1 pseudogene is annotated in these 1009 nt (G+C 61.1%); it reads right to left on the bottom strand.

The features are described 5' to 3' along the window. Positions 1-129 precede the first annotated feature (129 nt). Positions 130-447 (bottom strand): annotated as a pseudogene (locus tag ACEQFP_RS17465) (GNAT family N-acetyltransferase); the annotation flags it as partial. Between the last annotated feature and the right edge of the window lie 562 nt (positions 448-1009).

Here is a 1009-nt window from a genome sequence, read left to right on the forward strand (position 1 = left end):
TGCCCTCTACTTGCTCTGCCTGCCGGCGCTGCGTCGCGGGCTTTGGAGCGGCGCAGGGCAACGAGCCGATCGCTGATAGAGGTTTATAGCGGCTTCGTTCCCTTCCGCAACCGTCAGCATGATCTGCTCCACATGCTCGCGGCCATAGTCTATCACCGCCCGCAGCAGCATACCGGCGACCCCTCGGCCTCGCTGTTCGGGCTCCACGAAAACGCCGGACAGATGCGCCTTGTGAGCGTCCTTGGGGCCGTCCTCCTGTTTGAAGACCGACAGCCCAATGATCTCGCCGTCGATGTAGGCGCCGAATGCCACGGCATCTCGCAACCGTTCAGCGAACGCCTCCATGGGCTTTTTCTCCTCGTGCTCGTAAACGGACCCGAACATCTCTGGAGCTTTCTTCAGGGCCGACAATCGGATCTCGCCGAAATGCCTGCCGTTGCTAGACATTGCCAGCCAGTGCCCGTCACTCCCGTACTAACTGTCACGAACCCCTGCAATAACTGTCACGCCCCCCTGCAATAACTGTCACGAACCCCTGCAATAACTGTCACGCCCCCAAACCTGCAAACCCAGCAGGGGCGGGGGCTGGCGGGGTGTTGGAAAAATCCATCCATGATTATCTAAGAATAATCCACTAGGCGCGGTTATCAGCGCCCTTGTGGGGCGCTGCTGCCCTTGCCCAATATGCCCGGCCAGAGGCCGGATAGCTGGTCTATTCGCTGCGCTAGGCTACACACCGCCCCACCGCTGCGCGGCAGGGGGAAAGGCGGGCAAAGCCCGCTAAACCCCACACCAAACCCCGCAGAAATACGCTGGAGCGCTTTTAGCCGCTTTAGCGGCCTTTCCCCCTACCCGAAGGGTGGGGGCGCGTGTGCAGCCCCGCAGGGCCTGTCTCGGTCGATCATTCAGCCCGGCTCATCCTTCTGGCGTGGCGGATGATAACGGCCAGCATGGCGTCCAGAACGTCCAATGCATCATCCAGCGCCAGCGTTTCCCATGCAAGGACAAA

This window comes from Edwardsiella sp. A.80236 (genome assembly GCF_044540725.1).
GTDB classification, from domain to species: domain Bacteria; phylum Pseudomonadota; class Gammaproteobacteria; order Enterobacterales; family Enterobacteriaceae; genus Edwardsiella; species Edwardsiella tarda.